The organism is Streptomyces daqingensis (genome assembly GCF_014645895.1).
GTDB classification, from domain to species: domain Bacteria; phylum Actinomycetota; class Actinomycetes; order Streptomycetales; family Streptomycetaceae; genus Streptomyces; species Streptomyces daqingensis.
In genome coordinates this window covers 12,777-36,425 of the sequence record NZ_BMMP01000006.1, presented here as the reverse complement: position 1 = coordinate 36,425, position 23,649 = coordinate 12,777, and the positions used below count along the sequence as shown (strand labels likewise).

18 protein-coding genes and 1 pseudogene are annotated in these 23,649 nt (G+C 67.7%); 12 read left to right on the top strand and 7 right to left on the bottom strand.

The annotated features are described in order from the left end of the window. Positions 1 to 132 precede the first annotated feature (132 nt). From IEY56_RS10310 to eccE, 3 genes are all read right to left on the bottom strand, one after another. Positions 133 to 3,132 carry an SCO5717 family growth-regulating ATPase gene (locus tag IEY56_RS10310; RefSeq protein WP_189036841.1) on the bottom strand — a complete coding sequence of 1,000 codons (3,000 nt, stop codon included), beginning with the start codon at positions 3,130 to 3,132 and terminating at the stop codon, positions 133 to 135. 312 nt (positions 3,133 to 3,444) lie between these two features. Further along, on the bottom strand, positions 3,445 to 4,302 hold the full coding sequence (locus tag IEY56_RS10305; RefSeq protein ID WP_373292065.1) for a hypothetical protein: 858 nt from the start codon (positions 4,300 to 4,302) through the stop codon (positions 3,445 to 3,447). A 32-nt stretch (positions 4,303 to 4,334) separates the two neighbouring features. Continuing rightward, positions 4,335 to 5,660, bottom strand: a complete 1,326-nt coding sequence (gene eccE, locus IEY56_RS10300) for a type VII secretion protein EccE (RefSeq protein WP_189036840.1) — start codon at positions 5,658 to 5,660, stop codon at positions 4,335 to 4,337. A 561-nt stretch (positions 5,661 to 6,221) separates the two neighbouring features. On the opposite strand from eccE, the gene eccB reads away from it, so the two are divergent. From eccB to IEY56_RS10265, 7 genes are all read left to right on the top strand, one after another. Then, positions 6,222 to 7,757, top strand: a complete 1,536-nt coding sequence (gene eccB, locus IEY56_RS10295) for a type VII secretion protein EccB (protein ID WP_189036839.1) — start codon at positions 6,222 to 6,224, stop codon at positions 7,755 to 7,757. Positions 7,758 to 8,106: 349 nt separating this feature from the next. Then, positions 8,107 to 8,418 (top strand): WXG100 family type VII secretion target, encoded by a 312-nt coding sequence (locus IEY56_RS10290; RefSeq protein ID WP_045865071.1) that lies wholly within the window; start codon positions 8,107 to 8,109, stop codon positions 8,416 to 8,418. 91 nt (positions 8,419 to 8,509) lie between these two features. Next, a complete protein-coding gene (locus tag IEY56_RS10285; RefSeq protein ID WP_189036838.1) occupies positions 8,510 to 8,800 on the top strand; it encodes a WXG100 family type VII secretion target in 291 nt (96 codons plus the stop codon). A 134-nt stretch (positions 8,801 to 8,934) separates the two neighbouring features. Next, positions 8,935 to 10,284, top strand: a complete 1,350-nt coding sequence (gene mycP / locus IEY56_RS10280; RefSeq protein ID WP_189036837.1) for a type VII secretion-associated serine protease mycosin — start codon at positions 8,935 to 8,937, stop codon at positions 10,282 to 10,284. Between the two features lie 473 nt (positions 10,285 to 10,757). After that, a complete protein-coding gene (locus IEY56_RS10275; protein ID WP_229711772.1) occupies positions 10,758 to 11,075 on the top strand; it encodes a hypothetical protein in 318 nt (105 codons plus the stop codon). A gap of 11 nt (positions 11,076 to 11,086) precedes the next feature. Next, positions 11,087 to 12,211, top strand: coding sequence for a WXG100 family type VII secretion target (locus IEY56_RS10270; RefSeq protein ID WP_189036836.1), 1,125 nt, complete (start codon positions 11,087 to 11,089; stop codon positions 12,209 to 12,211). After that, on the top strand, positions 12,208 to 13,617 hold the full coding sequence (locus tag IEY56_RS10265; protein WP_189037083.1) for a DUF3592 domain-containing protein: 1,410 nt from the start codon (positions 12,208 to 12,210) through the stop codon (positions 13,615 to 13,617). The genes IEY56_RS10270 and IEY56_RS10265 overlap by 4 nt, the downstream gene beginning before the upstream one ends. A gap of 21 nt (positions 13,618 to 13,638) precedes the next feature. On the opposite strand, the pseudogene IEY56_RS10260 reads toward IEY56_RS10265, so the two are convergent. Further along, positions 13,639 to 14,316: pseudogene (locus tag IEY56_RS10260) on the bottom strand (transposase family protein); the annotation flags it as partial. 128 nt (positions 14,317 to 14,444) lie between these two features. Next, on the bottom strand, positions 14,445 to 14,777 hold the full coding sequence (locus tag IEY56_RS10255) for a hypothetical protein (protein WP_189036835.1): 333 nt from the start codon (positions 14,775 to 14,777) through the stop codon (positions 14,445 to 14,447). Positions 14,778 to 15,233: 456 nt separating this feature from the next. Here IEY56_RS10255 and IEY56_RS10250 point away from each other — a divergent pair, with 456 nt between their 5' ends. From IEY56_RS10250 to IEY56_RS10230, 5 genes are read left to right on the top strand one after another with little or no spacing between them, the layout of a single operon-like run. Beyond that, positions 15,234 to 15,554: a DUF6317 family protein gene (locus IEY56_RS10250; RefSeq protein ID WP_189036834.1), complete on the top strand. Its 321-nt coding sequence runs from the start codon at positions 15,234 to 15,236 to the stop codon at positions 15,552 to 15,554. Then, positions 15,554 to 16,840: a putative T7SS-secreted protein gene (locus IEY56_RS10245; RefSeq protein WP_189036833.1), complete on the top strand. Its 1,287-nt coding sequence runs from the start codon at positions 15,554 to 15,556 to the stop codon at positions 16,838 to 16,840. Before IEY56_RS10250 ends, IEY56_RS10245 begins: the two co-directional genes overlap by 1 nt. Beyond that, positions 16,837 to 17,529 (top strand): hypothetical protein, encoded by a 693-nt coding sequence (locus IEY56_RS10240; protein WP_189036832.1) that lies wholly within the window; start codon positions 16,837 to 16,839, stop codon positions 17,527 to 17,529. The genes IEY56_RS10245 and IEY56_RS10240 overlap by 4 nt, the downstream gene beginning before the upstream one ends. After that, entirely contained in the window at positions 17,526 to 18,350 is an 825-nt protein-coding gene (locus IEY56_RS10235) for a hypothetical protein (protein ID WP_189036831.1), read from the top strand. The genes IEY56_RS10240 and IEY56_RS10235 overlap by 4 nt, the downstream gene beginning before the upstream one ends. 60 nt (positions 18,351 to 18,410) lie before the next feature. After that, positions 18,411 to 19,088: a hypothetical protein gene (locus IEY56_RS10230; RefSeq protein ID WP_189036830.1), complete on the top strand. Its 678-nt coding sequence runs from the start codon at positions 18,411 to 18,413 to the stop codon at positions 19,086 to 19,088. Between the two features lie 49 nt (positions 19,089 to 19,137). On the opposite strand, the gene IEY56_RS10225 is transcribed toward IEY56_RS10230, so the two are convergent. Together IEY56_RS10225 and eccCa are read right to left on the bottom strand one after the other, a co-directional pair. Next, on the bottom strand, positions 19,138 to 19,392 hold the full coding sequence (locus tag IEY56_RS10225) for a DUF397 domain-containing protein (protein ID WP_045865078.1): 255 nt from the start codon (positions 19,390 to 19,392) through the stop codon (positions 19,138 to 19,140). Between the two features lie 257 nt (positions 19,393 to 19,649). Then, positions 19,650 to 23,591, bottom strand: coding sequence for a type VII secretion protein EccCa (gene eccCa / locus IEY56_RS10220; protein WP_189036829.1), 3,942 nt, complete (start codon positions 23,589 to 23,591; stop codon positions 19,650 to 19,652). Positions 23,592 to 23,649: the final 58 nt, after the last annotated feature.

Sequence of the window (23,649 nt, the reverse complement as noted above, 5' to 3'; positions counted from 1 at the left end):
GGGCGCGCTAGCAGGGCCATCCGGACTGTCAGCACGGAAGAGCCGGTCCGATGATCCGGACCGGCCCTCCCTGCGTCGTCCGACCGAGTCTCGTCGACTCACGGACTGATGCTCTTCAGCTCGGACTGCTGCTCACTGGCCCTGCGGCGGTACCTGGCCGGGCTGTTGCTGCTGCCAGCCACCCTGCTGCGGGTAAGGCTGCTGCTGCGGCGGTACCTGCCCCGGTTGCTGCGCGTACGGCTGCGGCGGTACCTGACCGGGCTGCTGCGCGTACGGCTGCTGAGGGGGGAACCCCTGCTGGGGGCCGGGCAGCGGCGGCGGCATCTGGGCGGGCGGGTTGTTGCCGTTGCCCTGCCAGAGGCCCTGCTCCTGCTGCTGACGCGCGAAGTCCTCGGCGATCAGAGCGGAGAGGGTGAAGTAGGCCTCCCGGGTCTTCGGCCGCATCATGTCCAGCTCCAACTCGGCACCTGCGGAGAGGTGTTCGTCGAAGGGGATGGTCACGACCGCCCGGCAGCGCGTCTGGAAGTGCGACACGATGTCCTCGACCTTGATCATCTTGCCGGTCTCGCGGACACCTGAGATCACCGTGATGCTGCGCTGCACCAGATCCCCGTAGCCGTGGGCCGAGAGCCAGTCCAGCGTCGTGCTGGCGCTGCTCGCGCCGTCCACGGACGGAGTCGAGATCACGACCAACTGGTCGGCCAGGTCGAGCACTCCGCGCATCGCCGAGTAGAGCAGGCCCGTGCCCGAGTCGGTGAGGATGATCGGGTACTGCTTGCCGAGGACGTCGATGACGCGGCGGTAGTCGTCGTCGTTGAAGGTCGTCGAGACGGCCGGGTCGACGTCGTTGGCGAGGATCTCCAGCCCGGACGCCGCCTGCGAGGTGAACCGGCGGACGTCCATGTAGCTGTTGATGTACGGGATCGCGGAGACGAGGTCGCGGATCGTCGCACCCGTCTCGCGGCGTACCCGGCGGCCGAGCGTCCCGGCGTCAGGGTTGGCGTCGATCGCGATGACCTTGTCCTGGCGCTCCGTCGCGAGCGTCGAACCGAGGGCGGTGGTGGTCGTCGTCTTGCCGACACCACCCTTCAGGCTGATCACCGCGATGCGGTAGCAGGAGAGGACCGGGGTGCGGATCAGATCCAGCTTCCGCTGCCGCTCGGCCTCCTCCTTCTTCGAACCGAACCGGAACTTCCCGCCGAGAGCGGGGTTCTGGGACCGCGGCTTCTTGCGGTTGTTGACCAGCCGGTCGGACGACAGTTCCACTGCGGCCGTGTAACCCAGGGGATTACCGCCCTGGCTCTGACGGCGCGCGTCCTCGCCCGGGACGTGGCCCGCTCCCGCGCCCGGGTCGCCGACCGGCGGCTGCTGCGCGTGCGGTGCCGGACCGACGGGGCCCTGCTGCCCCTGCTGCGCGTAGCTGTAACCAGGCTGGCCCGGCTGACCCTGCTGGGGTTGTGCGGGGTGCTGGGGTTGTCCGGGTTGGGGGTAGCCGTATCCGGGCTGGGGCTGCTGGGTGTTGGGGGCTGCGGGGTGCTGGGCCTGCGGGGGTTGCTGCCCCGGCTGAGGCTGCTGGGGCTGGCCGGGTTGGGGGTATCCGTAGCCGGGTTGGGGTGCGGGCTGCTGCTGGGGCAGCGGCTGTCCTTGCTGCTGCCAGGCCGCGCCCTGCTGGGGCTGTGCGGGGTGCTGGGGCTGTCCGGGTTGGGGGTAGCCGTATCCGGGCTGGGGCTGCTGGGTGTTGGGGGCCGCGGGGTGCTGGGCCTGCGGGGGTTGCTGTCCGGGCTGCCCCTGCTGCGGGTATCCGTAGCCGGGTTGGGGTGCGGGCTGCTGCTGGGGCAGCGGCTGTCCTTGCTGCTGCCAGGCCGCGCCCTGCTGGGGCTGTCCGGGCTGCTGCGGCGGTACCTGCTGTCCCTGCTGCTGGCCGGGCTGAGGCTGCTGCGGGTAGCCGTATCCCCCCTGCGGAGGCAGGGACAGCACGGTGGTGCCGTCCGTCGGCATCGGTGCCGCGGGGGGCGTGTCGGCGGGGTCGGCCTCGGCCGCGGCAGGCTCGGCGCCGGCGGCAGGCTGCGCCGCCGGTGGGGTCTGTGCCTCGGGCTGGGGATCGGCGGGCGGGAAGTCCGGGGGCAGGGGCGGCAGTTCGGCCGACTGGCCCGCCGGAGCACCACCGCCGCCGTTGTTCGGCGGCCAGGACGGCGCCTGCGACGGAGGCTCGGGCGCCTGCGCGGACGCACCGTCTTCCGCGCCGCCCGAACCCGTGACTGGGGCCGTACCGCCGGTCTTGTCCTGTTCAGCCGCACTGTCCGGTACGTCGCCCGACGTGTCGGCGTCGCCGCCGGAGTCGCCGTCCTCCTGCTGGACGTCGGCGGCCGGCTCCTCCGGCTCTGCGGGCGTCCCTGCTTCCGCAGCCTGTGCATCGTCGGGAGCGCTGTCGTCGTCCGACGCGTCCGCGTCCGCGGGACCTCCGTTCGGCTCGGTGTTCCGCTCGGACTCGCCGGTCTCCCCATGCCCCGTTCCAGGACCGTCGGAAGAGGGCGGCGACGCGGGGGCGAAGGCGTCGAAGCTGTCCGAAGCCGCTATGGAACCGGACGCGCCGGCGTCCGTCCGGCCTGTGTCAATGGGGCCAGGAGGGAGCGTGAACTCCCCTGTACTCCGGGGGTCCTGCTGCGCCGGAGGCTCCGCTGCCAGCGGGAACGCGGGCGGCGGCTGGACGTACGCGTCCGAGCCCCCTCGCGGCTCGGCGGGGGGAGCTGAGGGCATGCCGTGCGGGAAGTCGTTCTGCGCGGCGGGTTCCTGAGTCGGAGGCGCGGGGGTGCCGGGCGCGACGGCCGGGAACCGGGGCGGCTCGGGGGCAGGCGCGACCTGCTGCTGCTCGGGAGGCGTACCCGGCAGCGGCTGAGGAGGACCGGGGACCGGAGGAGGCGGAGTCATCGGACCGCTCGGGTTCCCGCCCACGCCAGGGGTGTTGGGGGCGGCGGCGCTGTCGGCGTCCTGTGTGTACCAGGCCGGAGGCGTGTAGTCGATGGTGAACTGGCCCGTCGACTCGTTGTCCTGCTCGGGCGTGGAATCAGCATCGAACCGATCGGTATCGGGCGCCGTCCTGCCCCAGCGGATCTCGTCCCGATCGCTGCTCACAATGCCTCCTGCTGTGTGGTCGCACACCCCGTTTGTCGCGCACGGCCCAGCCTAATCAACATGGCATTGGGCACGGCACTGAGGCCCCGTCCGCACACCGTGCCCGGAGGCCGCCTCTGTCGATACGACCCGACTCAACCAGTCGAAGGTCTCGGTCCAGTCTCGGAGCGCGGAGTTCTGGGGTCAACTCCGCTTGTCGGAGGCCCTGTCAGGTCCGGGAATCCGTGTGCACCTGCCGCTCGGCCCAGACGCCGCCGGGGCCGGGCCTCCGGCGGCATCGACCGCGGCATCGCGGAAGCGGCGTCGCCGCGCTCAGTCGAGACGCCGCGCGGTGCCCAGCAGCCCGGCCTCGGCGTCGGTCGGCGTCGTCAGGGAGTAGTACCGGTCCTTCCGCGTGCACCACAGGGTGACGCCGTCACCCAGCGTCGAAAGGGTCTCCGTCTCCTCCCGCGGGAGACGCATCGTCCGCGACAGGTGCGCGGCCTCGTCCGGGGACACGCGCTGGATGCCGACGAGCGAGGAGGTCTGCAGCAGGCGGGGGGCCGCCGGGCTCAGGTAGGGGAGCAGCGTCACGACCGACTGCCATGGCGCCGAAGTCACGCGCCCGCGCGGCGGCTTCATGCCGCAGTCGCGGATGATGATCACAGGGCTGCTCGAGGACGGGCCCAGCGACGGGACCTGGCCGACGTCGTGCATGGTGATGCACTGCTGCTCGGCTCCGGCCGCCCGCACCAGCGAGGTCCACACGTGCGAACGCCCCGTCTCGACGGCCACCCGGGCACCCGTGCCCGCGGCCCGCAGGGCCAGCACCTGCGCCGTCCACAGACCGCCGATCAGCAGCACGTCGTACGCGGTCCGCCTGCTCAGACCGAGGACGGCGGGCTGCTTCTGCGCGTCGGTGCCGATGACGATGCCGTCGTCACCCAACGGCACGCCCACAGCGGCGAGTTCGTCGAGGGCGACCCGGTGCCGGAGGTGGCGGGGGCCGCGCAGGCCGAACCCGGGGCGGCGGGGGTGCGGGGACTCCTGGTCGGTCTCGTCGTTGCGGCCGAAGACGGGGATCATGCCCGTGTCGGTGGCTGTGGCGACGTGGCGCGGCTGCGCAGCCGGTCCGCCGTCCTGACCGAGACCGCCCTGCGGCTGCTGACGGCCAAGGCCCGCGCCGGGCATTCCGGTCTGCCTGGGCATCATCGGGGTGGACATCAGCTGGTGCCTCCGAGGGGCAGAGTGGCGAGCACGCCGGGCACCTGCTCCCGGTCCAGCGGAACGAGACCGGTCTTCGCCCGGCTCGCCGTGCGCTGCAGTTCGCGACGCGCGGTCGACAGGTCGTCCTCGCTGCGGGTGACGATGCGCACGTGACCGGCGATGGACGCCGAACGCCCGTCGCCCGGCCCGAGAGTCAGGCTGAAGACGGACGTGAACACGCGCAGCGACGTGAGTATCGACGCCAGGTGCGCCGAGCTCACCGCGCTCGGGCCCACCTGCGGCCAGCGGTTGATCCAGTACGTGGCGTGCCAGCGGTCGTCGCAGCGCCAACCGCGGACGGACTCCTCCGTGCGCCGCTGGAGGGTGCGGCCGTCCGGTGAAGTGGGGTTGTTGGCGCGGGGGTTGAGGCAGGAGGAGGTGGCGAGCGCCTGGATGACCTCAGCCTCGTTGAGCACCGAGGCGCTGAAGCCCGCGCCTTCGAGCCGGCTCGCGAGCTGATCTGCGGCGCGCACGAGCGACCGCTGCGCGCCCCCCAGTCCGCCGCCGCGGGCCTCGACGGCCTCGGGGGTCAGCTCGGGCGTGAGCTTCAGGGCGACCCACGTCATCCGCAGCGAGGGGATGCCCGAGGCCTCCTGCAGCATCCCGTACGACCGTGCCACCACGGACTGTTCGGGCAGATGCGGGGCCGGGGCGGGCTGGGTGTGCTGGACGACCTGCACGGACTCCAGCCGGATGTCGTCGGTCGCCAGCGCGTCGTGCAGGACGTTCAGCGGCAGCGGGCGCTCGACCCGCCCCAGCCGCCCGGGCTTGAGGGGAGCGTCCCTGCCCTCGACCGCGATCAGCGCCGTCAGGAACGTGCCGTCGCCGACCATGCCGACGGCCCGGTCCTCACGCGTCACGTACGTGGACGTCTGGATCGCCGGGTCGCACTCGACGACGGGCGCGAGGCTCGGGTCGGTGCCCTGTGGGATCGGATGCCTCTCACCGCGCTTGCGCCGCCGCAGCGAGCGCTTCAGCTCGTACCACTCGGACAGGGGGTGCTGCCTGCGGCGTACGAGCGCGAAGAGGGTCAGAAGACCCGCCACCACCGCGGCGGGCACCAGCAGCCACTTCTGTGAGATCCAGGCGACGACCAGGAGCCCCGCCGCGATCTCGATCAGGACCAGTTGCTGCAGCCGCACCGGGCCGAAGCTGCCCGGCTTGCTGCTCAGCCGCAGCGTCGCGGTCGTCGGTGCCGGCGATGCCGCCGGGGTCTGTTGCCCGTCGTCGTGCTGGGACGGGACGCGCCGGTCCCGGGACCGGCTGCGGGTGGCGCTCGTCATCCCCCGTACTTCCCCTTCGAGGTGTCATCTGCTCGGCTGCTGACCGCAGTCGCCGCTTCTGCGTGCGGTGCGCCCGTCGTACTGGCAACCGGAAGCGCTCCGGCTGCACGGCGTTTCCGTCCGCGTGCCTGCGTCATGCTTTCGGTGATTTCCCGCTCCGGCGATTCGCCGCCGCGGAGTCTGCGGTCGCCCCCTGCTTGCCGTCGTTCGCCGGTCGCGGTGTGTGCCCTGCTCCGGCCCCCGGCGCCGTACGCGGCCGGACCGGCCTGCACCGCAGCGGATACCGGCCGGGTCAGGATACTCATCGCGGACGCCGTCCCGCATGCGGCCGACAGCAGAGCCCGTGAGGGCATTGTGCGGATACCGCGACCTGTCGCGCCACCCGGGCGTTTGCGTGAGCACGGTGGGGCGGCATAGTAGTGCCGCCGGGGGAGGCGGACTCGGGGACGGCGCGAAGCCGTGCGCGACGGCGCGAGGCGCACGACGTGAATTCGGCACCCCGCCAAAACACCACCACCACCGGGTATTTCACCAGCACGGGAACGGGAGAGACGGGGACCGATGGCGACGCGGCGGGACGAGCTCAGCGCCCACACCTTCGCGCGGAAGCGCACGCTTGCAGCCTTTCTGCAGCCGGAATCGAGAGTCTCGGACGAGGAGGCTCCGCGTCCGGTTCGGGCGATGATGCCGAGTGCCGTCATGAGCATCGTTCTCGTGGCCGGATTCGTCGCATGGGGCGCCATCGCCCCCAGTGCGCCTCCCGGTTGGGACGACGTGGGCGAGCACATCATCGTCGACAGCGATTCCACGACGAGATACGTCGTCCTGCAGGAGAACAAGAACAGCAAGAAGCAACTGCACCCCGTCATGAACTTCGCGTCGGCCAAACTCGTGCTGGACAAGGGCAAGGGCGAAGTCATAGAGGTCTCGGGCAAGGACATCGACGAAAGCCCGATCGCCCGCGGCGCCACCATCGGAATTCCGTACGCCCCCGACCGGCTGCCCAGCAAGGCGGACGCCGAGGCGTCCAAGGAGTGGGCCGTCTGCGAGAAGCCCGGCGGCCGGGGAGAGCCTCAGCAGGGGGTCTTCGTGCTGGGCGGCCGCGACAAGGACAAGCTGCAGAACAAGTACCGACTGGGCGACGGCGAAGCGCTCTTCGTCGAGGACAGCAAGACCGGGGACCAGTACGTGGTCGACGGCACGGGCACGAAGATGCTCCTGCACGGGCGCACGCAGAACAACAGGGAGTTCCTGGGGCAACGCAGCCTGCTGACCAGGCTGGCGATGGAAGAGCCTGAGAAGCCGCAACAGGTGTCCACCCAATGGCTGAAGACCCTGAACAACGGGGCCACGCTCACCTTCCCCAACCTCGGCGGCAGGGCCGGAAGTCCCGCCCAATTCGACGGGGTCGACGAAATCCCCGCCGCGGCCCGCCAGATCGGCAGGGTCCTGAAGTCCACGGACACGGGTACCCCGTATCACTACGTGGTGATGAAGGACAAGGTCCAGCGGGCGAGTCCACTCGTCGCGAAGCTTGTGATGGGCGGCGCTCGTCTCGGTCAGCGCAAGCCGATCCCCATCAACGACATCCAGGCCACCAACGCGGGCGCGGAGGGCGAAGAAGACACCGGAGGCAATGGCTGGCCGGAGGATGTACTGACTCGCGTGAACCGCGAGGCCGACGGCATCGACTCCACTCGCCGCACCGTCTCCTGCAGCGTCTACACGGGGAAGAGGTCCGGCGGCACTCCCAAACTGGCCGCGTGGGCCGGGCCCGAGTACCCCGCGAACATCGTCGACGGGTCGGCCAGCGCGTACGTCAGCTCCGGATCCGGGCTGCTGTACCAGGAGTTCAGCGGCCGCGGCGGCGGTGGCGGCGGTGCCCGCTACCTGCTGACCGACTCGGGTCTCCGCTACGCCCTCCCCAAGGGAGGCGACGGCTCCCAGGGAGGCGGTGGAGCCCAGGAGGACAGCCCGACGGCGCGCCTGGGCTACGAGAAGGTCAAGGAGCCTCCGGTACCGGAGAGTTGGTCGTCGCTCCTGCCGAAGGGCCCGACGCTGGACACGGACAGCGCGTCACAGGAGCAGGGGCTGTAGCCGCTGCTGCCATCCTCCGAGGCATCGAAGACCGGCGCCGTGGGTGGTACGTAACTCTCCCCGAATGGGGGGAGTTACGTCTTTCTCGGGTTCAATGGGTCTGGGACCCCGGTCGGCGCCCATTTCGGTCCGATTCTGCAAAGCACCGGCCACGGTGGGATAACAAGTCGGTCGCGGCGGTGTGTTGAGCAGGTGACGGTAATCCCATGCGAACGGTTGTGTCGGTGCGGCAGGATAGTGTGCTCACGGTGTCAGCTGACGGCCCGTTCTGTACGTGGCATAGGGTGACCCACCAGCCCGATCCGGGCTGCTGAGACGTTCACAGGATGAGCATGGGGGAAGGTGTGCCATGGCAGGACAGTTTCGGGTAACAGAGGACGAGCTCCGAGCTCTGTCGTCGAAGATCAGCGAGGTCAACAGCTCCGTCCAGGGTGAGGTCAAGCGCCTCGACGGTGTGATCAGCCAGATCGCCGGCGGCTGGCAGGGCCAGGCCGCCAGTGCTTACCACCGGCTGCAGCAGCAGTGGAACGAGGATGCACGCAAGATGAACAACATCCTCAACGACATCAAGGAAGCCGTCGACTCCACGCGTAAGAACTACTCGGCGACGGAAGAGCAGCAGAACTCCGAGGTCAGCAAGATCATGTCGGACTTCGGCTGATCCAGGCCCGCTCGGCCTGTATCAACCGGCGCCCGCGCCGCACGAGTTCACAGCTACTACTACCGAAGAATCGCTGAAGGAGGAGTCGTAAGTGTCCGGAATTCTCGTTAATTTCCAGACTGTGACGCAGGCTTCGCAGGACGTGAGGTCCACTGCCGGCCGCATCAAGAGCCAGCTCGACGACCTTGAGGCCATGGTCAAGCGCGTCGCCAACACCTGGGAGGGCTCCGCTCAGGAGGGCTACCAGGCCAAGCAGCGTCAGTGGGACCAGACGGCGGACCACCTGCACCAGGTGCTGCTCAAGATCGCGACCGCGCTGCAGAACTCGGCTGACAACTACCAGTCCACCGAGAAGAGCAACGCGAGCGTCTGGGGCAACTGAGCAACCGACAGTGCTCGTTAGGGAGTGGGTCGGCCAGTTTCGTTGGCCGGCCCGCTCCTGCAGTTGCGTCCGGGTGTACGACTGGGGCCGGGGAGCGCCTCCGCATTCGCCGGCCTTCCCGGGGGAGAATCACGATGGCCATTGCCGCTACTTCGAATGAACAACGCCTCAACGCGGAAGCGGTGACACCGGGGCTCCGGCGAACGCGCCGCGCTCAGCGGGCACTCGTCGCGCTCGCGGCACTGGGCCTGACCGCGGCCGGCTCCGTAGCACCGGCCGCCGCCGACTCCGCCGCGCGGTCCGACGGCGGCAGCCCGTCCGCGGGGCGTACGCAGGACGGCCGGATCCCGGACTTCGGTCTCGACAGCGGCGAATGCAAGTTCGGCGGCAAGAACATCAAGAGCACGCCGTGGTCGCTCCAGCGCGTACTCCTCGACGAGTTGTGGAGCGAGGCGACCGGCGAGGGCGTCACGGTCGCCGTCATCGACACGGGAGTCGACAAGGGCAACCGCCAGATCCGACCGGCCCTGGAGGGCAGCGGCAAGGGTTTCGTCGGCAAATCCACCGGCGCGACGGACACCGACGGCCACGGGACGCGAGTCGCCGGCATCATCGCTGCTCGGAAGGCCGCCAACACAGGCTTTTCTGGGATCGCGCCGGAAGCGAAGATCCTCCCGCTTCAGTACACGGGTGGCGACGACCCCGAGAAACAGGGCGACGCCAAGACGATGTCGAAGGCGATCCTCCATGCGGTCTCCCAGAAAGTCGAGATCATCAACATCAGCTCCGACACCGTCAGGAAGGAGTCGGACCCCTACCTGGCTTCCGCCATCAGCAAGGCCGTCGACGCGGGCATCCTCGTCGTGGCCGCCGCAGGCAACGACGGCGCGAACGGCAAGTCTGAGAGGACCTATCCCGCTGCCTACGACGGCGTCCTCGCCGTCGGAGCCTCGGACCGCAACAACGAGCGGGCCTTCTTCTCCCAGTCGGGAGACTTCGTTGACATCGCCGCGCCCGGCGTCGGCATGGTCTCCACTGTCCCCAAGGGCGGGCAGTGCTCAGCCGACGGCACCTCGTTCTCGGCGCCGTACGTCGCGGGCGTGGCCGCGCTGATGTACGAGAAGTACCCGAAGTGGACCGCTGACCAGATCGCCGCGCGAATGGCTCAGACGGCCGACAGGCCCGGCGCCGACCGCGACGACCAGCTCGGCTGGGGCGTCGTCGATCCTGTCGCGGCCCTGACCGGGGACGACACCCCGCAGGACGCGCCCGTCCCCGACAAGGCGGACCAGGACCGGCACGTCACGCCGATGAAGCTGACCGTCGGCGAGAGCAAGACGGAACGCACCCAGCGGATCTCCGTCTACGTCATGACGGCCGGCACTGTGCTGACGCTCCTCATCGGCGGCACCGCGATCGCAGCCCGGGACTACCGCCGGAAGCGGTCGGCGCCGGGCGCAGAGGTGAATACCCCTTCGCGGTAAGGCTTCAGACAGCAGGGAGTGGGTTATGGGCTACGGCCACAGCGCCGATCCGCCCAGCACCCGCGTCTCGTTGCGGCTCAGCTGTTCGAGAGCCTCCGCAATCTGCGGTTCGCAGGTTGTCGATCGTCTATGTCGGCAGGATGCGCGCCTGGACTCCGTAGGCCGCACCGTTCGGCTCTGTGGCCCCTCCCGTCGTATACCCGGGGAGGGGAGTGTTCTTCCTCGACAAGAGCCGGATGACTACAACAAAATCGATGTCCAGGAATTCTCACTAGGTCTCCGGCCAATTCGTCGCACTACCCATGGCTTGATGCGAGTTCTCGTCGGGGTTTCTCGATCAGTCATGCTTCCCCTTTTCGACTCTCATCGAAGAGGCGGAGGCTCAGATTGATTCCGAAGCACCGAATAACACCGATCACGGTCGGTAGTAAACCTGTGCAAGAACGAAATATCATTACAGTCGAGGAGCTCACTTGAGCGAGGAATCTTACGTCGATCCTGTCAAAATGAAAAGGCTCGCTAAGAGCTTTGAGCTGCATGCGTACGATCTGCAAGCGCATCTAAAAAAATTTAAACAGGAGACGGGCGAGGAGGCAATCTCGGACGGCTTCGGAGTGCTGACGGAATCAGAGGAGGTAACGTCAGCCTACGTTGATTATTCTCATGATGTTGCGAGCGCGATCAAGATCGTACATGAGCATTTAGATGCCATCGCCGAAGCGTTGAAGAAAGTAACGAAGAATACCGAGGATAACGACGAGCAAGTGGCCGTCTTGTTCGGTAAGCAGTAGGGGGAAAGCGGGTGAGTGGTGAGGAATCGACCGCCGAAGAGATTATTGAGCTCGGGATTGAGGTCATCAAGCCCGGAGGGCGACCTGAGGAGCTAAAGCAGGCCGCGAAAGAATGGCGAAGCCTGAAATCAGAAGTCGAAGGCATTCTCAGGGACCTCAATAAAGAGGTCGAAAGGGCTGTAGGTGATACCTGGCGAGGTCCAGCAGCAGAGGCGTTCGAACAGCATTGGAAAAACTTCAAGTCAACGGTTGAGAAATCCACTGCGCAATTTGATGAAGCAGCTGAAGGTTTGGATAAGGCTGCAAAAGGGATTAAGGAGGTCAACGAAAAGGTTGAAAAAATCTATATCGAGATCGGAATCTCGGTGGCAGTTTCCGTCGGTATGTCCTTTCTGACTGTCGGTGTATCGGCTGCTGTAGGAACGGCTCGAGTCACCATGTTGGTGAACCGGGCACTCGATCTATGTCGCGGGCTGGGTACTCTCTTGAGGGCGGTAGGAACTGCATTTCGAACTCTATATAACTCCGGAAGGGCTGGAAAACTGGCGGCCGAGGGCTTGGCAAATTGGGCGAGCGGAACAGCTGGTGGCATGGCTACGAGCCTGGTAAGCGGCAAAGGTTTCGAGGTTTCCAGCAACCTAGCCGGAGGCCTCGGTGGCGCCACCGCTGGGGCGGCAGCAGGAAAGGCAGCATCTGCGTTGGGGAAGGGAGACTTTGCTAGCGGTGTGGCTACTGGGGCAGTTGGAGGAGTAGCAGGTGACGCATTGAATTCGACGCCAGTATTCAGTGACAAAGAATTTGACGTGAAACAGTCAGCGGTTACGGCGATTACTGGTGGGGCCGCAGGAGGGCTCTCCAGTACTGCCAGGGGGTTCGACCGTGGCATGAAAGACATCGCGGATGACATGTCCAGCGATTTCAATTACAGGGGTGAGAGGCCAGAACACGACAGGATCGCTGGCGATCTAGCCTTCGGCTCATCAGCTGAAGTTTCGGGTGGTATCTCTGCCAATACGGGAAAGGACGCTGCCGAAGAGATCGATCAAGTCGCCGGCGACGCAAGTTCAGGAGCAAGCAAAGGCGTCGCCGGTGATAACGCATCACCGCTTGACAAGATTCGTGAGGATTTCGGATGATGCCTGAACCTCAAGAGCAGCAGAAGAGCAAGAAGCTCGGCGGCGTTTGTGCGTCAGTAGCGATCGCGGTGCTCTTTGCGGTGATAGTGACCTGGACCTTCAGTTCGGAACCGTCTTCGCGCAGGATGTTGATTCTTTCCGCACTCGGTTCCGGCATTGTCGTTTTGGCTGCGATTTCCGGGTGGCAGCATAAAGCGGGTCGGAGAACATTCAGCAGGGTTGTCACTGACAGTTTTTTGAGCTCGGTCGCTGGAAATACTTCGGAAGGCCGTGCTGCTCCTCCTCTGAAGATTCCCTCGCGGAAGCAGCAGTTACTTCGCTCTCTCGCCGCCGCTATTGGGATCTGGACGATCACGCTGGGGCTTGTCGTCATGGCGATGGGCGAACCGCAGCGACCAAGCGAAGTGGAGAGGATTCATTCCGTCGGTGCAAAATTCGCGAACGCGGAAATTGTCAGGGTCACTGATGTAGAATTCCACGATCCAAGCAGAGGAAAATCCTACTACACCGCCACGGCAACTGTGCGGTTGCCGGCGCGTGGTGGTGAGAATTCCATCACGGCGAACGTGAAGCCTGAGTCTTCTGCCCCACTTCGCCGGGGAGACGGTGTGCCAGTTCTGTACGCGCCAAAGGATCCGAGCCTGGGCGCTGTGGCAGGCAGCAAGGATCAGCTGATTCACAAGGTACGCGGTGACACATTGCCATCCCAGGTGAAGTGGATTTTGCTCGGAGTATGGGCGGTCGGCATTTTGGGCGGCATTGCCCTTGTATACGGCTCACTTGGATTGCGTGGCTTCGGCCGATTGGGGCGGCGGGATAGAGCGGTCCGCGGAAAGTGTCTGGGGGCGGCCGCCTTCCGGAGCAAGCCGGGTGGTTCCAACGGTCAGACGAATGAGGGAGCCAAGCGCACTCTGGCGATCGAAACGGATGCCGATGTCACAGCGCACTTTATCGTTGATCTTTCAGAAGGTGACCTGCCTGAGTCGATCAAGGGCGAGTCTTTGTGGCTCTGTTGGGACGTGTTGCGAGGATCCCGGGAGGGACGCTTCTCCCTGAGCGGGACTCCCGCTGCGCTTGTAGCGGACAGTGGTTGGGTGTTGCACGGCATGCTTCCCTCAGTCGAGTCGAAGGAGCTGGCGCCAGTCAGCATTCCTGTAGAGAAGGGCGGAACGTCTTCGAACGAAGCATCCCTGAAACTCTGGGATCCTCGTTCGCTGTGGCCTACCTACATCGGACGCCCGACACTGATCGTCTTCGCCTTGATCATGTCGTGTAGTGCCCTGATGACGTTTGAGGTTCCCACTTCGTGGCGTTGGGCTGTCGGCATTGCCAGCCCCTTCTTGGTGCTGATGCTCGCCGGCCTCTACCTTTCTGACATCCGCCCTTCCGACAGAAGAAAATCCTGACCTCTCGGGGCTCTGAGGACTTCGCATCTTCTTGAGGGTGGCCATGGCCTGCTCGACGAGCGCGCGGATTTTCGCGTGCGAGCGGTTGACGGCCTGCTGTCCTGCGGAGAGTCGCTCCCAGCGACCCCAGTAGGGCAGCCGTATGGTGCCGCCGGCGCCCGGTAGCCCTTGTCGGCCCAGCATTCGACGCCCGCTTCGGACAGGGCTTCGATGATGCCGTGGGTGCGCGCGGCCTTGATGTCGTGGACGGCTCCGGGCAGCGCAGGTGAGGCCCATAGCGGCCGCCCGTGCGGGTCAGTGATGACCTGTACGTTCATGCCGTGTTTCTTGTGTTTGCCGGAGTAGAAGGGCCGGTCGGCGGCGATCCGGTCGATCGGCAGCAGGGTGCCGTCCAGGATCACGAATGCCTTGGTGGATGCGGTCTTTATCGCCTCGGCGAGAGTCGCAGCGAGGGCGGCCAGGAGGCCGACGGCCTCGGTGATGTATCGGTAGGGCGGTGGTGGTGCCCACGCCGTACCCGGCAGCGAGCTGGGCGTATGTGTGGCCGCACCGCAGATGCGCCAGCACCAGCAGGGCCTGCCGTCCCGTGGTCAACCGACGCCACCGGGTGCCCTGTTCCCGTCGATGTGCGGCCAGTTCACGGGAGAGGAAGCGCAGGGCCGAGATGGACAGATCGACGCCGGCTGGGTAGACAAGCACGCGGAAGCTCCTGTCAGGACGGCTTGGACTCGACACCCACCCGTCTACCAGGAGCTTCTATACTTCCGCACCTCAACTGTCCGGCCAGCAAGCAGGTTGGAAAACCCTCAATAAGTCCTTCCTGTTCCTCACAGACTCCTGATGACCTTCGTGGCGTCGAGAAGCGACGCTTCCGGAACCTGCTTGCGGAGCTCCTTCACGGCGGGCACCTCGCCCTTTGAGTCCCTCAGCTGCCGCAGGGCGTCGCTGTCGACCCGCTGCCGGATGTCGTCGAGGGAGAAGGGGCTGCGCTGACGGGCCTGCCTCTTGTGGCGCATCGTCGCGTCGGTGATCGCGGCGAGGATGACGAAGGCGCCGCCGACCGTGACGAGGGCGTCCGACGGCTTTGCGGCGTCGGTGAGCACGAGCGCGAGCCAGGCGACGGCGGCGACCACCAGGAGACCCAGGAAGATCTTCAGCATGGTCCTGTTCTGGGACTGCGGGCCCGGCGGAGTTCCGCCCGACGCGTTGCCCCGGGGCTGGTTGTTCACTGATCCGCCCTTCTGTCATGCCGCACTTCGGTGTTCGCACCGCGTTGGAGAGGTGCCCATCATGCCTTGCCGTGCCGGAGAGCGGTCGCGGAGGTAGTGAAAGCGACGATGCCGGGCTCCGGGCCGCTCGGATGTCCGGCCTGAAGTGGCCCGTCTACAGGGGAAGTCACCGCCGCTTGCGTTCGACTTGACGTGCAGAGCGGGGAGTCGGCCGTGGCTGAGAGCTACCGGTACAGACCTGTCACACGGGGTGGCCTGTCGGCGTTCCCTGGACTCGTATACTCGGCGCCCTACGCGGCGCGCAACGCTCTGCCCAGCCCTTCCTGCGGGTAACTGCGTCGCTCCAGCATCTCTTTGTGCTCAGTCCGCATTCAGGAGAGGTACGTCATGGGGGATCACTTCAAGACGGACACTGATCAACTCGATCAGTTCGTCAAGTCGTTGGAGAGCAGTGTCAAGGACCTGGACGAGGCCCGTACCGCTCTCTCTCACGTCCGTGGTGACCAGATCGGAACGTCACGGCTCGACGAGGCGTGTGACACCTTCCAGGACAAGTGGAAGTACGGCTCCGAGCAGATCAGCGAGCTGATCGGCGGCATCAAAGAGGGTGTGAAGGCGAACAAGAAGAGCTACAAGGAGATGGAAGACAACCTGGAGAAGGCCCTCAAGCAGATGGCGGACCAGGGCACTTCCGGCGGGGGCAACTGATGGCGGCGAATCCGTACCCGAATCTCGGCTGGAACCCGGTGCCGGGCATCCCGAGCGAGGTCCACTCCCTGAAGACGAAGGTGGACAAGGCCGCGAAGGCCCTGCGCAGTTCGCACCAGCAGATCGAGCGGCTGCTCGGCGAGAGCAGCCACTGGGAGGGCGACGCGGCGAACGCGTTCCGCGACGAACTCGACGGCGACCTGCCGAAGTACATGAAGAACGCCGCGGCGTCCCTGGAGAAGGCGGCGGCCCAGCTCAAGAAGTGGGACGGCGACCTGACGTCCAACCGCGAACTGGCGAAGAAGTACGACGACGAGGCGAAGGAAGCCAAGGCCGCCCAGGGCTCGGCCAAGACGCAGCAGGACGAGGCCGGCAAGGACCCCGACCTGAAGCTCGGCGGCAAGGAGTTTCCGAGCCAGGCCGAGGCCGACGCGGCGACCGCGCGCCTGCGCGCCGCGGAGGGCCGCCTCAAGTCCGCCTCCGCCAGCCTGGAGAAGGCCAACAAGGCGTACGAGAGCGTTATTTCGAAGGCCAAGGAGCTGGAGAAGGAACACGAGCGCGAGGCCAACTCGGTCGCCGACGCCCTGGACGAGGCGGAGGACGACCTCGCTCCGAAGGAACCCGGCTGGCTGAGCAAGACCCTCGGCGCCATCGGTGACGGGCTGAAGGCCGCGGGCAAGTTCCTCCTGGACCACGCGGGCACGATCGGTGCGATCGCGGGTCTCCTGGCCCTGTTCCCCACCCCGCTGGCGCCGGTCTTCGCGGGCATCGCCGTCGTCGCCAGTGCCGCCTCCATGAGCAAGAACCTCGCGAGCGAGGACTTCCGCAATTCGCTGATGGGCAAGTACGGCGGCATGGAGGCCTTCAGCGCCTGGGCGTCCGTGGGCGGCGACGCGCTGGGGATGATCCCCGGCGCCGGCGCCCTCGGCAAGGCCGGCGGTGAGGTGAGCATGCTCTCCGGTGCCGCCAGGGAAGGCGGCGAGGTGATGTCCGCCGGATCGAAGGTCGCGGCCTTCGGCAGGGAGACGGTCTCCGCGTTCAACTTCAAGGCGCTCGACGTCGCCACGGACCCCAACACGGGGCTGCTGCAGTACGGCATCAACGGAGCGAACGTGCTCGCCAACGGGGCGTCCTCCCTGGAGACGGCGGGCGTCATCCCGGACGCCGGGCCCGCCCATGACGGAGCGGAGTTCACCAAGGCCGGTGCGGCCGCCTACGGAGCGCCGGGCGGCGTCGCCGACCTGGCCGACGGGGTGGGCGACCTCGTAGCGGGCCTGAGACTGTGAGCACCGCCCGCGAGGAGCCGGCCGTACGGCTGCCCACGCAGTTCTGGTACGACGTCCCCCACGGTTACCTGCAGCTCGAAGTCCGGCCGGACCGCGAGCAGCTCGACGGGATGGCGCGGCAGATCCTGGCCCTGCCGGAGGACGTGCGGGAGCGCGCGGACCAGGTGTTCCGTCTGTATGCCCTCACCATGTGGGAGATGCAGAAGCACCGCGTGCAGGGCTGCGCGATCGGTATGCATCCGGACGGGCAGGGGGACGTCGCCACGTCCGTGCTCACGGTGTCCAGCGTGGGGGTGCAGGGGGTCAACCCGAAGGCGGTACTCGCCACGCTCATGGCTTCGGGGGCGGGGGAGGGCGCCGACAGCGGGATCGTCCCTCTCGAACTCCCTTGCGGGCCGGGGTTCCTCACCGAGTCCGTCAAGCGCAGCGTGGTGCCGGGGGCGGCCGCCGCAGGGGCCGACGGTCCGGAGGAGGCCCGTGTGTGGCAGGGCATGGTCGCCATTCCGGACACGCGTGCGGGTGCCATCATCGCCATTCAACTGGTCACGCCGTCCCTGCAGTCGGTCGACGACTTCCGGAACGTGCTGCGCGGCGTGGCGAGTACGGTCACGTTCACCGATCCGTCCCCGGGGCACGCCGAGCCCGAGGCGGGGTCGGTCGCCCACGCCGTGCGGAGCGACTTCGGGTGAGCGCGGAGCAGCCGGCGGGCAGCGGGGGAAAGGGGCGCGTGGTGCGGCCGGGCAGTGCGCGGCAGCCGTCACGGCCGGCGTTGCTGCTGAAGTGGGCCCTGGCGTTCGTCGCCGCCTACGGGCTCTCCCTCACGGTGCTGACCGATCATCTCGTGGTACTCGCGGTGCCGGGGCTGATCGCTCTCATGGCGCTGAGCGTCACGGCGACGTTGCTGCTGGTCTACGAGCCCTTCCGCGGCAAGGTTCCGTACGCGACGGACGGTTCGGACCGCCGGGGGGTGGTGCGTCACCACTGCAACGTCGTGCTGAGGCGTTACGCACTGCTCGTGGGGTGCGTCGCCGTGGTGGTGGCGGCGGTGCCGCTGAGCAAGTCCGACTACGCCGTGATGGCTGCTCCCGCCGCGGTTGTCACCTTCTTCACCGGGACGGGCTTCTGCGGTGCGCAGATGCGCACGGTGCGGCTCGCCGCCCGTGTGCTGGAGGTTTACGAATTCACCTTCCGCAGCCCGGTGGAGAAGCTCAACTTGCGTGCCTCCGGCAAGCGTTTGCTGCGCCTCGGCGTTGGGGACGGGAGCGGCGGAGGCTCCCCGGAACTGGCCGCCCACCAGCCGGTGGGCAAGCTGTGGCCGAGGGACATCGAGGACGGCGTGTGGTTCGCGGGCGACGAGATCTTCGGGGGAGTCGTGATGGTGCCCGGCTCGGGCGAGTTGATGCTGGTACAGCCGCTGAAGTGGGACGAGCTCGCCGCAGCGCGCGGTCGTGCCGGCACCGAGCGCCTGGAGAAGGCCCGTCGCGCAGGTCTCGAACGGCGGTCGCTGTAGCCCGCGCACGCTATGAGGCGTGCACGCCCCAGGACAGGCGCACGAGGAGAGGAGCCGGAAGTGGGAGTCAGCGGGCCTCCACTGCCGTCGGCACCGGTGGCGTTCGACGAGCCGGGCACTCAGGCCGTGTGGAAGGCCATGCGACGCCGGGTCGTGGCCAAGCTCTGGATGTGGAGCGTCCTGTTCGTCGCGGCCCTGGTGCTGAGCGGCGTGTTCGCCGAGGTGCGGTGGGACGGCGCCGACGCCCGGGACGGCAACAGCGCCGGAGGGCTCATCGGCGCGGCGGCCGTCCTGGCGTACCCGTGCGCGCTGTACTGCTGCTGCGGTGCCCTGTCCCGCCTGACCAAGGCCCGCAGGATCCTGGAGGCCTACCCCTGGCGACCGCTCCCGGCGGTGCGGAAGCTGTCCGGGACGAAGGAAGCAGGGGGCGTTCCCGTGCAGTTCCGGCTGCCCGACAGGCATGAGCGGGACGGCAGGAGCACGTACGTGGACGACGACGGATCGGCCTGGTCGGAAAGCATGTGCGCCCGCGATCCCCTTCGCTGGAACCGCTGGGACGAGTCGATGCAGCGGGGCGCTTGGTACGCCGGGGATCTCGAACTGGGCGGTGTCCTGGCGCTGCCGGGCGGCAACGCGCTGATGACCGTGCGGCGCAGGACGCAGGTGCTCTCGATGGAACGGCGCTCGGCCAGAACCGACTACGCGGACATCCTCGCTGCTGCCCCGGGCCGGGACTGACCGGCGCTCCGTCAGGAGCCACGGCGAGGTCGCACCGGGTCCGCCCGCGTCACTCCCGGCCGTTCTCCGGTGCCGGTTCGAGGTCGAACTCGCCGTCCCGCGCGCCGAGTACGAAAGCCCGCCACTCAGCCTGCGTGTAGCGCAGCACTGTGCCGGGGTCCTTGGAGTTGCGCATCGCGACGGCGCCTCCGGGGAGATGGGCGATCTCGACCCGTTCCTCTTCGGGAGCGCCGGGCGCCGACTCCCAGACGGCGTCGGAGATGTCCATCGCGTACAGCTCGTCCTTCTCCTGCTGCGTCCCCATCGCCGCCTGCTCCTTCTCGTTCCCGTGCCGGTTCGCGTTCTGCGGCGGGCAGCGCGACCGTCCGTACTCCGTGCGTTCTCAGCCCCCGCGCCCGTCCCCTCATCATCCCACGTGACGATCACGAGGTGTGACGGAAACAGTCGGTTCCGGTGAGGCCCGGTCCGGCCCCGCACACATGAGCCGGGCAGGGATCACGTCCCTGCCCGGCTCCGATCCCGCGTGTGCGAGGCGCAGCGTTGCCGCGGGCCCCGGCCGCCTCAGTTGTGCGCCGGCAGCCATCCCGTCTGGACGAGCTGACCGCCCCGTCGCCGCGTCTGGAAGTAGCCCCGGCCGGCGGGCAGTTGCGTGGGCGAGATGTTGCCCAGCAGCGCGCCCTCGGACCTGTCGCCCGAAAGGACGATGCCCTGTGCGCCCAGTTCCTTCATGCGCTGCATCACCGGCTCGTACAGCGCGCGGCTGGCGCCGCCGGACGAACGGGCGATGATGACGCGCAGGCCCACGTCGCGCGCGAACGGCAGGTACTCCAGCAGCGGCATCAGCGGGTTCTGCCCCGTGGCCACCAGGTCGTAGTCGTCGATGATGACGAAGGCGTCCGGGCTGTCGTACCAGCTGCGGTTGCGCAGTTGCTCCGGCGTGACGTCCGGCCCCGGCATGCGGCGCGACATCGACCCCGCCAGGCCCTCCAGCGTCTCCTGCAGGGCGGGCGCGGCCGCGCAGTAGCGCGACAGATGCGTCTCCGGCACGCCCTGCAGATGCGCACGCCGGTAGTCACCGACGACGATCTTCGCCTTGTCCGGCGAGTACCGCTCCGTGATCTTCTGGATGAGCAGCCGCAGCAGTGCGCTCTTACCGGACTCGCTCTCGCCGAAGACGACGAACAGCGGGTCCGTCTCGAAGTTGACGAACACGGGCCGCAGCGAGGCCTCGTCGATGCCGAACGGGAGACCGAGCTCCGGGTAGTCCGACCCCTTGGGCAGCCGCGACGCCTCCAGCATCGTCGGCAGCAGCCGCACCGCCGGCGCGGGGTCGCCCTTCCAGTGGTCGTTCACCGCGCGGATCGTCTGCTGGGTCGCGTCGGAGAGGTCCTCCAGCGTCGACGAGCCGTCGATGCGCGGCAGCGCCGTCATCAGGTGCAGCTTGTCGGGGCTGAGACCCCGGCCGGGCAGCCCCGCCGGGACGTTCGCGGCCACCTTGCGGTCGATCTCGGACTCGGACGGGTCGCCGAGCCGCAGCTCGACCCGGTTCTGCAGCAGGTCCTTGAGCGCCGGACGCACCTCCGTGTACCGCGACGCGGTGAGGATGAGGTGGACGCCGAATCCGAGACCGCGCGTGGCGATGTCGGTGATGTCGCTCTCCAGCATCTCGTAGTCGTTCTTGAACGTCGCCCAGCCGTCGATGACGAGGAAGACGTCGCCCCACTTCTGGTCCGGCAGCTGCCCCGCGGCGCGGCGCTGGCGGAAGGTGGCGATCGAGTCGACGTTGTTGGAGCGGAAGTACTCCTCACGCTCGTTGAGGATCGCCATGACCTCGCTGACCGTGCGGCGCACCTTCTCGCCGTCCAGACGGTTCGCCACGCCGCCGACGTGGTGGAGGCCCTCCATCGCCAGCAGCGAGCCGCCGCCGAAGTCCAGGCAGTAGAACTGCACTTCGGATGGGGTGTGGGTGAGCGCGAACGACGTCATCAGCGTGCGCAGCAGCGTCGACTTGCCCGACTGCGGACCGCCGATGAAGAAGCCGTGGCCGGCGGCCCCGGAGAAGTCGCGGTACAGCACGTCACGCCGCTGCTCGAACGGCTTGTCCAGCAGTGCTACCGGCACGACGAGACGCCCGAGCGCCGTGTACTCCGGCGCCGTCAGTCCGCGTTCCGGAGTGGGCGCCAGCGAGGGCAGCAGCTGGTCGATGGACGGGGCTTCGTCCAGCGGGGGCAGCCACACCTGGTGCGCCGACGGGCCCTGTCCGACCATCTTCTGCACGATGACGTCGAGCACGGTGTCGGCGAGAGCGTCGTCGACGGTGTCGTTGTCGACGGTCTGCGGCTCCGGCGTCGCGGGCAGCGCCACGGGTGTGGCGGTGAACTCGACCGGCCGCGTCTGCGTGGACTGGCTGACCCGGGTCGGGCCGGCTGCCCGGTAGGCGCCGGAGACGTACGCCGCCTTGAACTGCACCATCGTCTCGGTGTCGTACTTGAGGTAGCCGGCGCCGGGCACGTTGGGCAGGTGGTAGGCGTCCGGAACGCCGATCGCGGTGCGGGACTCCGCGGCGGAGAACGTCCGCAGACCGATCCGGTACGACAGGAACGTGTCCAGACCGCGGAGCTTGCCCTCTTCCAGCCGCTGCGAGGCCAGCAGCATGTGCACACCCAGGGAGCGGCCGATGCGGCCGATCTGGATGAACATGTCGATGAAGTCGGGCTTCGCGGTGAGGAGCTCGCTGAACTCGTCGATGATCAGGACGAGGGAGGGCAGCGGATCGAGCGCCGCTCCCGCCGCGCGCGCCTTCTCGTAGTCCGTGATGTTCGCGTAGTTGCCCGCCTTGCGCAGCACTTCCTGCCGCCGGTTGAGCTCACCGGTGATCGCGTCGCGCATGCGGTCGACGAGCGTGAGCTCGTCGGCGAGGTTGGTGATGACCGCCGCCGTGTGCGGCATGTCGGCCATGCCCGTGAAGGTCGCGCCGCCCTTGAAGTCGGCGAGGATGAAGTTGAGCGTCTCCGAGGAGTGCGTCACCGCCAGGCCGAGCACGAGCGTACGGAGCAGCTCCGACTTGCCGGAGCCGGTGGCGCCGACGCACAGCCCGTGGGGGCCCATTCCTTCCTGCGACGCCTCCTTGATGTCCAGCATGACGGGTTCGCCCTCGCCGCCGATGCCGATGGGCACGCGGAGCCGCTCGTGCAGCGAGCGCGGCCGCCAGGTCCGGGACATGTCGACGGAGCCCGCGTCGCCGATGCCCATGAGGTCGGTGAAGTCGAGGTTGGAGAGCAGGGGTTCGCCCTCGTCGCCGCTGCCCATCCGGAAGGGGGAGAGCTGCCGCGCCAGCGCTTCCGCCTGCTCGTAGCTGAGCAGGTCGGGCTTGCCCGAGTACGCCGCCTCCCGGCCGACGTAGAGGTCGAGAGCCTTCTCACGTACGTGCACGGTGAGGCCGCCGGACATCTGGTCGTCCAGTGAGCCGGGGGCCACCTCGATGAACGTGACGCCCTGCAGGCCCTCGGCGCCGGCGAGCTGCGAGTCCGGGGGGATCGAGCCGCCGTCGAGGACGACGACGATGTGCGGCTGGTCCGCCACGGGCGTCCCGTCGCGGTTCCAGCGCGCCCTGCCGTCGAGCTGGCTGGAGAGCGACTCCTCGAGCTGCCCGAGGTCGTCGTAGAACAGCCGGGCCTGGCCCGCCCCGTCGGACTGCGACGGATGCTGCGCGTGCGGCAGCCACTTCGTCCAGTCCCATTCCGCCATCGAACCCGGGTGGGCGACGACGGCGATCATCAGCTCTTCGGGTGAGTGGAGCGCGGAGAGCTGTCCGAGCGCCGCGCGGACATTGCCGTACACCTCGTCGGTAGTTCCGGTGACGACAACGTGGTAAAAGGCCCTCAGGCTCACCGCGATGGGGAGATCCGGAAGTGAACGGTGAATGTCCAGGAAGGACTTCATCGCTTCCGCTGTGAGCGGCTCCAGTTCGTCCTTCGGCGCTGTTTCCGGCGCCACGAGCGGAGTGCTCAACTGCTGCCAGCCGGTGCCGATTCGCACGGACGAGAAGTCGTTGTCGGACGGCCGGCGTTCCCACAGCCGTTTGCCGTCACCGGCGATCGCCCAGAGCTGCTCCGGACTCGGGTGCTGATACAGCTGCGCGCTGCGCTGCGCCTCCGAGGTCTTGCGGACGTCCTTGCGGATCTGGTCGAGATAGCGGAAGTAGTCCCTCCGCGCCTGCACCATCTGGGCGCGGCCCCCTCGCCGCGCCCTCACGACCTGTGCGATCGCCATGGCGACCGTGGAGACCGCCATCAGACCGCCGACGACCTTCATGTAAGGCTGTGAGCCCGGCATGAAGAAGAATGCGACCGAACCTCCCATGCCCATCACGGGCAGAAGATTCATCCAGATGTCGTTGTCCCCGTCGCGCGGCAGTTCGGGAGGGGATTCCAGCTTGACTTCCCCTTCGGGCACGGTCGGCGGCATGACCCGTGGCTGCCGCTTCACGATGACCACACTCACCGTTACATCAGTCCTTCACGATTATTTCGCAATTCCGCACCGACGCCCCCGCCCTCGC